Genomic DNA, 9,545 nt, shown 5'->3' on the forward strand with positions numbered 1-9,545 from the left:
GGCCCGGGCTCCCGCCCCCGAGGCGCCCGGGCCCCGCACCCGCCGCAGCCCGCACGGCCGCACGTCTCCATGGCGTCTCGCTCGCCCCGAAGGCTGGGCAAGACGCCATCGCGAGGGGCGGCTGCAGTTCAGGCGGACAGGCGTAGGAGCGAGACGCCAGATTGAGGAGCGGGCGGCCGGGCGGGGGAGCGGTTGCGTGGGAACGCTCATGTGCCCCGCCGCACGCGCACTGTCAGACTGTGCGGCCCCGTCCCGCGACAGCCCCGGTGGCCCCGGTGGCCCCGGCGACCCTATCCGGTGGCGGCGTCGGCTGCCCCGCCAGCGCTGGCAATCCCGGTGGCGGCGTCGGCTTCACCGGCCTCGTTGCCGTTCCCGTTTCCGATCGCCGTGTGTAGGCGCGCGCGGCGGGGCGAATCGTCGGTGCCCAGCAGCAGGTCGATCGTCAGCGCCAGCCGGGTGGCGACGTCCGCGGCCGACGACCGCCGGGTGAGCCACGAGACAAGGTTGGACATCCACACGTCCGAGACCACGCGCGCGATCGAGAGCTGGAGTTCGTCCGGTTCGCCCTGTGCCAGCGCGCGGGCGATGATGCGGTCCATGAGGAAGCCGACCTCCTCGACCTCGTTGGCCACAGTGGCGTCGGCGAACATGAAGGCCCGCGTCATGGCCTCGGTGAGGTTCGGGTCGCGCTGCATCGACTTGGTGATCATTTCCACCACGACCTTCATCCGCTCCTGCGCGGTGTCGCCGGGCGGGGCCGAACGCTCGGTGCGCTGATCGAGCCGGCGGAACTCGCGGGCGAGCGCCGAGACGAGCAGGTGCACCTTCGACGGGAAGTACCGGTAGAGGGTGCCCACGGCGACCTCGGCCTTCTCTGCCACGGCGCGCATCTGCACGGCCTCGTACCCGCCCTTGGCGGCCAAGGCCAACGTGGCGTCGAGGATCCGGCGACGGCGCTCGCGTTGCGACGACGTACTGGGCTCGTCGGCTCTGGTAGCGGCGGCGGCGGACGCGGCGGCGGAGCCGGTCTCGGTCGAGCTCTTGGTCATGGCAACGAACCTTCTGCGCTGGTCGGATCGGGACTGCTGATCGGGCTGGCGGTCTCGGGTTGGCGTACCGGGCGGGGACCCGGGTGTACCGATCGGACCCTACTGGTGCATTCTAGAACACGTTACCTAGAACGCGTTCTATTGTAGGCGTGTACGCGCGGGCCCTCGCGTCCCGCGCCGGGTACGCGTCCCCCGCCCGAGTCGAGGAGCCTGCAGTGAGTATCGCCACCACACCGGACCAGACCGAGATCCAGAGTTCGATCAAGGCCTGGGCGAAGTCCGCCGATCCCGTGGCTACGGTACGCGTTCAGGAGGAGGATCCGGAAGCCTGGAAGGCGGTGTGGCCCCGACTCGCCGAGCTGGGGCTGTTCGGTGTCGCGATCGCCGAGGAGCACGGCGGTGCCGGCGCGGAGATCGTCGACCTGGCCTGCATGCTCGAGACCGCAGCCGCCCACATGGCGCCGGGCCCGGTGCTGTCCACCGCCCTGACCGGGGTGCTGGTCTCCCGTGCGGGCGGGGCCGTGGCGCAGGCGCTGGGGGAGACCCTCGCCGAGGGTGGCCTGCCGGTGGGCGTGTGCCTGGGCATCGGCACCGCGACGCTGGACGGCTCGGGTGAGGTCACCGGCGACCCCGGCATCGCCTACGGCGGCACCCCCGGCGGAGGACTGCTCTTGCCCGTCGAGATCGACGGCGCCACGCGCTGGGCGCTGCTCGAGGCGGGCACCGCGGGCGTGACGGTCACCCCGTCGACGCCATACGACATCTCGGCCTCGATCGGCCGCGTTCGCCTGGAGGGCGTGACGATCCCGGCCGACCGGATCCTCGAGGGCATCACCACCGAGCACGTCCACCAGCTGTTCGTCACGCTGGCCGCGGCGGAGGCGGCGGGCGTCGCCGACTACACGCTCGCCACCGCCGTGGACTACGCCAAGATCCGCGAGCAGTTCGGCCGCACCATCGGCTCGTTCCAGTCCATCAAGCATCTCGCCGCCGACATGCTCTGCCGCACCGAGCAGGTCCGCGCGATGGCGTGGGACGCCGCCGTCGCGGCGGAGGACCTCACCTCCTCCGACTCCGAGCTGCCCGTCGCCGCCGCGGTCGCCGGGGCGCTGGCCTTCGACAACGCCGTGCGCAACTCCCAGGACTGCATCCAGATCCTCGGCGGTATCGGCTTCACCTTCGAGCACGAGGCCCATTTCTACATGCGGCGCGCGAGCGCGCTGCGCCAGATCATCGGCGGCTCCGCGCGCTGGCGACGCAGCCTGGCCGAGCTCACCCTCGCCGGCAGGCGCCGTCACCTCGACATCGACCTGTCCGAGATCGACGGGCTGGACGCCAAGCGCGAGGAGATCCGCGCCCTGGTGGCGAAGGTCGCGGCCGTGGAGGGCGACGAGCGCAAGCAGGCCCTGGCCGACACCGGCCTGTTCATGCCGCACCTGCCCGAGCCGTGGGGCCTGGGCGCGGGCCCGGCCGAGCAGCTGCTCATCGACTCCGAACTCGAGTCCGCCGGCGTCACCCGCCACGACATCACGATCGGCGGCTGGGCGGTGCCGACCATCCTGCAGGCCGCCCCCGAGCACGCCGATCTGCTGGTGCCGGGCACCATGGCCGGCAAGATCAGGTGGTGCCAGTTGTTCTCCGAGCCCGGCGCCGGCTCCGACCTCGCCGCTCTGCGCACCACCGCCGAGAAGGTCGACGGCGGCTGGAAGCTCAACGGCCAGAAAGTGTGGACGTCGCTGGCCCGCGAGGCCGACTGGGCCATGTGCCTGGCCCGTACGGACTCCGGCGCGCCCAAGCACAAGGGCATCACCTACTTCCTGGTGGACATGCGCTCAGAGGGCATCCGGACCCGGCCGCTGCGCGAGATCACCGGCGAGGCCCTGTTCAACGAGGTCTACCTCGAGGACCTGTTCGTGCCCGACGAGTTCCAGATCGGGACGGTCAACGACGGCTGGAAGATCGCCCGCACGACACTCGCCAACGAGCGCGTGGCCATGGGCGGCGGCTCCTCCCTCGGTGACGCCGCGGAGGAGATCATCGGCCTCATCAACGCGGCCGGGGTCTCAGGCGACGCGCTGGTTCTGGACGAGTTCGGCAAGCACGTCGCCGACGGCGTCGTGGGCAACCTGCTGGACCTGCGCACCGCGCTGCGCAGCCTCGCCGGTTCCGGGCCGGGCGCCGAGTCGAGCGTCCGCAAGATCGTCGGCGTGCGCCATCGCCAGGACATCGCCGAGTTCGGCCTGGAGCTCACCGGCACCGGCGGCGTCGAGTTCACCGAGCAGGGCCGCAAGTTCCTCATGGTCCGCTGCCTGTCGATCGCGGGCGGCACCGAGCAGGTGCTGCTCAACGTGGTCGGCGAGCGCATCCTCGGCCTGCCCCGAGACTGACCACCGCCTGCCACCCCCGCCCCGTTCTCCGCCCCCGTATCCGAACAGGACTGATCGTGGACTTCACGCGTACCGAGACCCAGGCCGCCGTCGCCGAGGCGGTGGCCGGCGCGCTGTCGACGGCCGCCCCGGCCGAGGAACTGCTCACCGCGCTGCCCAGCCGCAGTGTCGACGACGCCGGCTTCGACGAGCGCCTCTGGTCGGCGTTCGCCACCTCCGGGTTGCTCTCGCTCGGCCTGCCCGCAGCGCTCGGCGGCGACGACCTCACGCCCGCCGACATCGCCGTGGTTCTCGAGGAGGTCGGCCGTGCGGGCGTGGTGATCCCCGCCCTGGAGACGCTGGGCCTGGGCGTGCTGCCGATCGTCACCCTCGGCACCGCGGACCAGCAGAAGCGACTGCTCTCCGGCATCGAGGACGGACGTATCCTCACCGCCGCCGTCGCCGAGCCCGGCAGCCCCCTGCCGCTCGAGCCCACCGTACGGCTCGAGGGCGGGAAGCTCACCGGGACCGCGACATCGGTGCGGTACGCGGCCCAGGCACGTCACGTGCTCGTGCCGGCGACCACGCCCGAGGGTGCCGTCCTCGTCGTCGTCGCCCCCGACGCCCCCGGCGTCACCCTCACCCCCACCCTCGGCTCCCTGGGCGTGCCCGAGTACGCGATGCGGTTGGACGGCGTGCAGGTCGACGACGACGACGTGCTCCGCGGCTCGGGATCGGAGTCGGTCCTCGAGGAGTTCCGGCGTCTCGTCCTGGCCGCCTGTATCGCCCACGGCGACGGCCTCGTGGCCGGCGCGCTCGACATGACGGCCGACTACCTCAAGGAGCGGGTGCAGTTCGGTAAGCCGCTCGGCTCGTTCCAGGCGGTGCAGCAGGAACTGGCGGACGTCTACATCGTCTCGCAGACGCTGCACGTGATCGCGCAGTCGGTGGCGTGGCGGATCTCCGAGGGGCTGGCCGGGCCCGGTGACCGCTACGAGACCGATCCCACGATCGGCGCGTACTGGCTGGCGACCGAGGGTCCGCGCGCCGTCCAGCTCCTGCACCACCTCCACGGTGGCGTCGGCGTGGACGTCACGTACCCGATGTTCAAGTACTCCTCTGCGGTCAAGGACCTCGCCCGCTTCGTCGGCGGCGCGCAGCTGCACCTCGACGCGCTGGGCGCGGCGATCGCCGCCGACCCGGTGGGGCAGGTGGCGCCCGCCTCCGGCGACGCGGACGCCGCCGACGCCGAGGGCGCGTTCATCGACCTCACCGCCGAGCAGCGCGCGCTGCAGGACGAGCTGCGCGAGTACTTCTCCACCCTCATCTCGCCGGAGGAGGCCGCGGACATCGCGACCACGCGTCACGGCGACACCTACGCGGAGATCATCACGCGGATGGGCCGCGACGGCTGGCTGGGCGTGGGCTGGCCCACCGAGTACGGCGGCAAGGGCTTCGGCCACATCGAGCAGCAGATCTTCACCAACGAGGCCACCCGCGCCGACGTGCCGCTGCCCTCGGTGACGCTGCAGACCGTCGGCCCGACTCTGCAGAAGTACGGCACCGAGAAGCAGAAGGAGAAGTTCCTCCCGGGGATCCTCGACGGGACGATCCACTTCGCGATCGGGTACTCCGAGCCCGACGCCGGCACCGACCTCGCCGCGTTGCGCACCACGGCGCGCAAGGACGAGGCGACCGGCGACTGGATCATCAACGGGCAGAAGATGTGGACCACCGGCGGGCACCACGCCGACTACATCTGGCTCGCCGCCCGCACCGGCACCCCCGATTCCCGGCACCGCGGGCTGACGATCTTCATCGTGGACACCACCGACCCCGGCTTTTCGTTCACGCCGATCATCACCTGCGACGGCGCCCACCACGTCAACGCGACCTACTACTCGGACGTGCGCGTCCCGGCGGACATGGTCGTGGGCGAGGTCGACGGGGGCTGGAAGATGCTCACCACGCAGCTCAACCACGAGCGCGTCATGCTCGCCCCGTCGGGCCGGCCGGGCGGGTACTACGACGAGCTCGCCGCCTGGGCCCGCGGCACCGGCGTCGACGGCGTCCGCCACCTGGACCGGCCCGAGGTACGGCGCGGTCTCGCGGAGATCTTCGCGATCGTCCGACTCAACGAGCTGCTCAACTGGCAGGTCTCGTCGACTGGGGACAATCCGTCGATGGGCGACTCCGCCGCGTCGAAGGTGTTCTCCACGGAGAAGATCCAGCACGTCGGCCGGATCGTCGAGGAGCTGCTCGGCCGCTTCGGCGACCCCACCGATCCCGACACGGCGGCGCTGCAGCGCTGGTTCGACATGATGAACAAACGCAACGTCGTGATCACCTTCGGCGGCGGCGTCAACGAGGTCATGCGCGAGCTGGTCTGCATGGGCGGCCTCGGCATGCCCCGCACGGCGCGCTGACACCGACCCCGTCCGCCAGCGCAGCCCCGCTGCGCACCCCACCCCGACGAGAAGGCACCCATGAGTGACGACACGGTGTTCGACGACACGGTGACCGACGAGCGCGCCGCGCGCATCCTCGCCGCGGCCGACGAGGTCAAGGCCTCCGGCGGCAGCGCCCGCCGCGCGGGCCGCGACCCCATCAACCTGCCGATGATCCGCAACTGGACCGAGGCGATCGGCGACACCAACCCGATCTACGAGACCGAGGAGGCGGCCGTCGCGGCCGGCCACGGCGGACTCGTCGCCCCGCCCGCGATGGCGCAGGTGTGGACGATGCGCGGACTCGGCAAGACCCGCGAGGCCGACGACCCGCTCGGCCGCATGACCGACATCCTCGACGCCGAGGGATTCACCTCGGTCGTCGCGACCAACTGCGACTCGGTCTACCACCGCTACACCCGCCCGGGCGAGGAGGTGACCATCGAGTCCGTGCTGGTGGACGTGGTGGGCCCCAAGACCACGGGCCTGGGCGAGGGCTGGTTCTTCACCACCCGCAACTACTGGCGCGTCGGCGATGAGGTCGTGGCCGAGATGGACTTCCGGATCCTCAAGTTCCGGCCGCCGGCCAAGACCGCGGAGCCGGCCGGCTCGGCTTCGTCGGAGGAGCGGATCGTCGCCAGCTCCGGCTCGGCCACCGACGACCTGGTGGTGGGCGAGGTCCTGCGCCCGTCGGTCTCCCACGACACGCGGTTCTTCTGGGACGGCGTCGCCGCCCGCGAGCTGCGCATCCAGAAGCGCGAGGACGGCTCCCTGCAGCACCCGCCCGTGCCGGCGCTGTGGAAGGAGAGGTCCGAGCAGACCGACTACGTCGTGTCCTCCGGCCGCGGCACGGTGTTCAGCTTCGTGGTCCACCACGCGCCGCGGGTGCCGGGCCGGACGAAGTTCCCGTTCGTCATCGCGCTGATCGAGCTGGAGGAGGGTGTGCGCATGCTCGGCGAGCTGCGTGACGTCGACCCGGCGGAGGTCCGCATCGGCATGGAGGTCGAGGTGGAGTTCCTCGACATGCCGGGAGATGAGTCCGAGGACGCGGCCTTCGGCACCGAGCCGTGGACCCTCTACGCGTGGCGCCCCGCTGGCACTGCGCCGATCGACCGTCAGATGCCCGAGGTCAAGGAAGGTGGCGGCAAATGAGCGAGAACAGTGCGGTGACCGACGTGATCTGCCCCGCCGAACCGCCCGCCGCCACGGTGGGGGACCGGCTGCCCGAGCTGACCATCGAGGGGACGCCGACGTTCATCGTGGCCTCCGCCCTGGCGACGCGGGACTTCCAGGACGTGCACCACGACCGCGACCTGGCCCACGCCAAGGGCTCGAAGGACATCTTCGTCAACATCCTCACCGACACCGGCCTCGTGCAGCGGTACGTGACGGACTGGGCGGGCCAGCGCGCGCGCATCACCTCGATCAAGCTGCGCCTCGGCGTGCCCTGGTACGCGTACGACTCCCTGACCCTCACGGGTGAGGTCACGGGGATCGATGGCGACGGGCTGGTCACGCTGAAGATCGTCGGCACGGACTCGCTGGGCGCGCATGTCACCTCGACCGCGACCCTCTACATGAACGGAGGCCCGCAGTGAGCTCCCTCGCGGACAAGGCGTCGATCGTCGGCATCGGCGCGACCGATTTCTCCAAGGACTCCGGCCGGTCCGAGCTCCGGCTGGCCGCCGAGGCCGTCCGCGCGGCGGTGGCCGACGCCGGTCTGCAGCCGTCGGACGTCGACGGCCTGGTGTCGTTCACGATGGACACCAACACCGAGATCGCCGTGGCCCGCGCCGCCGGTATCGGCGGTCTCAACTTCTTCTCGCGCATCCACTACGGCGGCGGCGCGGCGTGCGCAACGGTCCAGCAGGCGGCGATGGCCGTGGCGACCGGCGTCGCGGAGGTCGTGGTCTGCTACCGCGCGTTCAACGAGCGCTCGGGGATGCGCTTCGGCCAGGTCAACTCGGCGCTCGTGCACCAGGTGAACTCCTCGGGCACGGACAACGCGTTCTCCTACCCGCACGGGCTGTCCACCCCGGCCGGGTTCGTCGCGATGGTCGCGCAGCGCTACATGCACGAGTACGGCGCCACGAGCGAGGATTTCGGCCGGGTCGCGGTGGTGGACCGCAAGCACGCCGCGGCCAACCCGGCGGCGTTCTTCTATGGCAAGCCCATCACGCTGGAGGAGCACCAGGCCTCGCGCTACATCGCCGAGCCCCTGCACCTGCTGGACTGCTGCCAGGAGTCGGACGGCGGCCAGGCGATCGTCGTGACCACGCCCGAGCGGGCCCGCGACCTGCCGCACGAGCCGGTCTCGATCGCGGCGGCGGCCTCGGGCTCCGGGCCGGACCAATACATCATGACCTCGTATTACCGCCCCGAGCTCGCGGGTCTGCCCGAGATGGGGATCGTCGGCGACCAGCTGTGGTCCCAGTCGGGCCTGCGGCCCGAGGACATGGACATGGCGGTGCTGTACGACCACTTCACGCCGTACGTGCTCATGCAGCTCGAGGAGCTCGGCTTCTGCGGGCGCGGCGAGGCCAAGGACTTCGTCCGCGAGCCGGGTGCCCTCGAAGTGGGCGGCCGGCTGCCGCTCAACACCCACGGCGGCCAGCTCGGCGAGGCGTACATCCACGGTATGAACGGCATCGCCGAGGGCGTGCGTCAACTCCGCGGGGAGTCGGTCAACCAGGTCGCCGGCGCCGAGAAGCTCGTCGTCACCGCAGGGACCGGCGTGCCCACCTCGGGACTCGTCCTCACCGCGCAGCCCTGACACGCGCCAGCGCCGCCGGCTCAGCGGCGCAGGCACCCCCGGACGAACGAGCCGATGTCGCGGACCGCGACCCGCGCCTCCGGGACGAGCGGGTGGAAGACCTGGAACACGTGGAACTGGTCCGGCCACAGCTGGAACTCGTGGCGCACGCCGTGCTCGGCGAAGTTCTCTGCCATGCGCTCGATCCCGCCCCGGAAGATCTCCTGGCCGCCGGCCTGGATGAGGAACGGCGGCCAGTCCGGGGACGGCTCGTAGTTGATCGGGGAGATGGCCGGATCGTCCGGGTCCACCCCGGGCGCGTACTGCCGTCGGCACAGTTCGGCGAGCCCCAGGGCGAGGAACGGGTCCTTGCGCGCCCGGTCCCGCTCGGTCATGTCCGTGAAGTCCAGGTCGACCCAGGGGGAGAGCAGCACGACGCCTGCAGGCATCGGCGCCCGCGTCCTCTCGAGGTGGGCCACCAGCTGCAGGGCGAGGTTGCCTCCGGCCGAGTCGCCGGCGACCACGATGTTCGCGGCCGGGAACCCCATCTCGATCAGCCACTCCCAGCCGGCGATGGTGTCCTCGGTGGCCGCCGGGTGCGGATGTTCGGGCGCGAGCCGGTAATCCGGTAGGAAGACCGGGACGCCGGTCTCGCTGGCGATCCGGGACGCGAGCGCCTTGTGTGACCACGGGGATCCGAACGCGAAGCCGCCACCGTGGACGTGGTAGATCACCTTGTCGGAGTCGAAGAACCGCTTGCGGCCCACCCACAGGCCGGGCACCGGCCCGTCCCACGACCAGTCGTTGGTGCTCTCCAGCGCGGCGGCGCGGCCCGCTCCCGAGGTGAGGGCCCGCAGCCGCCCGAGCGAGGCGTCGGTCGCGGGCATCCGGTCCAGGGCGGGGCGCACGATCAGGCGCAGGGCCTCGGCGA

At 71.5% G+C, this 9,545-nt stretch carries 7 protein-coding genes and 1 pseudogene; 6 read left to right on the forward strand and 2 right to left on the reverse strand.

Annotated features, from left to right (window positions below):
* Positions 1–290: 290 nt before the first annotated feature.
* The gene (kstR, locus tag HMPREF3086_RS14810; protein WP_061916493.1) at positions 291–1,049 is read right to left on the reverse strand and encodes a cholesterol catabolism transcriptional regulator KstR; all 759 of its coding nucleotides are present in this window, start codon (positions 1,047–1,049) and stop codon (positions 291–293) included.
* A gap of 215 nt (positions 1,050–1,264) precedes the next feature.
* On the opposite strand from kstR, the gene HMPREF3086_RS14815 reads away from it, so the two are divergent.
* The 6 genes and pseudogenes from HMPREF3086_RS14815 to HMPREF3086_RS14835 all read left to right on the forward strand — a co-directional run bounded on the left by HMPREF3086_RS14815 (position 1,265) and on the right by HMPREF3086_RS14835 (position 8,635).
* Complete coding sequence (locus HMPREF3086_RS14815) at positions 1,265–3,436, forward strand: acyl-CoA dehydrogenase family protein (protein ID WP_070722675.1); 2,172 nt, start codon at positions 1,265–1,267, stop codon at positions 3,434–3,436.
* A gap of 101 nt (positions 3,437–3,537) precedes the next feature.
* A pseudogene (locus tag HMPREF3086_RS19950) lies at positions 3,538–4,560 on the forward strand (acyl-CoA dehydrogenase family protein); the annotation flags it as partial.
* Between the two features lie 66 nt (positions 4,561–4,626).
* On the forward strand, positions 4,627–5,841 hold the full coding sequence (locus HMPREF3086_RS19955) for an acyl-CoA dehydrogenase family protein (RefSeq protein ID WP_311199382.1): 1,215 nt from the start codon (positions 4,627–4,629) through the stop codon (positions 5,839–5,841).
* A 60-nt stretch (positions 5,842–5,901) separates the two neighbouring features.
* Positions 5,902–7,014, forward strand: a complete 1,113-nt coding sequence (locus tag HMPREF3086_RS14825) for a bifunctional MaoC family dehydratase N-terminal/OB-fold nucleic acid binding domain-containing protein (protein ID WP_061227439.1) — start codon at positions 5,902–5,904, stop codon at positions 7,012–7,014.
* A complete protein-coding gene (locus tag HMPREF3086_RS14830) occupies positions 7,011–7,460 on the forward strand; it encodes a MaoC family dehydratase (RefSeq protein ID WP_061227438.1) in 450 nt (149 codons plus the stop codon). The genes HMPREF3086_RS14825 and HMPREF3086_RS14830 overlap by 4 nt, the downstream gene beginning before the upstream one ends.
* Positions 7,457–8,635 carry a lipid-transfer protein gene (locus HMPREF3086_RS14835; protein ID WP_061227437.1) on the forward strand — a complete coding sequence of 393 codons (1,179 nt, stop codon included), beginning with the start codon at positions 7,457–7,459 and terminating at the stop codon, positions 8,633–8,635. The genes HMPREF3086_RS14830 and HMPREF3086_RS14835 overlap by 4 nt, the downstream gene beginning before the upstream one ends.
* Positions 8,636–8,655: 20 nt before the next feature.
* Here the strand turns inward: HMPREF3086_RS14835 and HMPREF3086_RS14840 are convergent.
* The coding region (locus HMPREF3086_RS14840; protein ID WP_070722678.1) for an alpha/beta hydrolase at positions 8,656–9,545 on the reverse strand (890 nt) is incomplete at its 5' end.

The sequence above is a fragment of the Dietzia sp. HMSC21D01 genome, assembly GCF_001815995.1.
Classification (GTDB): Bacteria; Actinomycetota; Actinomycetes; order Mycobacteriales; family Mycobacteriaceae; genus Dietzia; species Dietzia cinnamea.

What these genes read in the sequence shown, in the direction of transcription:
- HMPREF3086_RS14825 (WP_061227439.1), top strand. Translation starts at nt 5,902, where the DNA reads ATGAGTGACGACACGGTGTTCGACGACACGGTGACCGACGAGCGCGCC.
- HMPREF3086_RS14830 (WP_061227438.1), top strand. Translation starts at nt 7,011, where the DNA reads ATGAGCGAGAACAGTGCGGTGACCGACGTGATCTGCCCCGCCGAACCG.
- kstR (WP_061916493.1), bottom strand. Translation starts at nt 1,049, where the DNA reads ATGACCAAGAGCTCGACCGAGACCGGCTCCGCCGCCGCGTCCGCCGCC.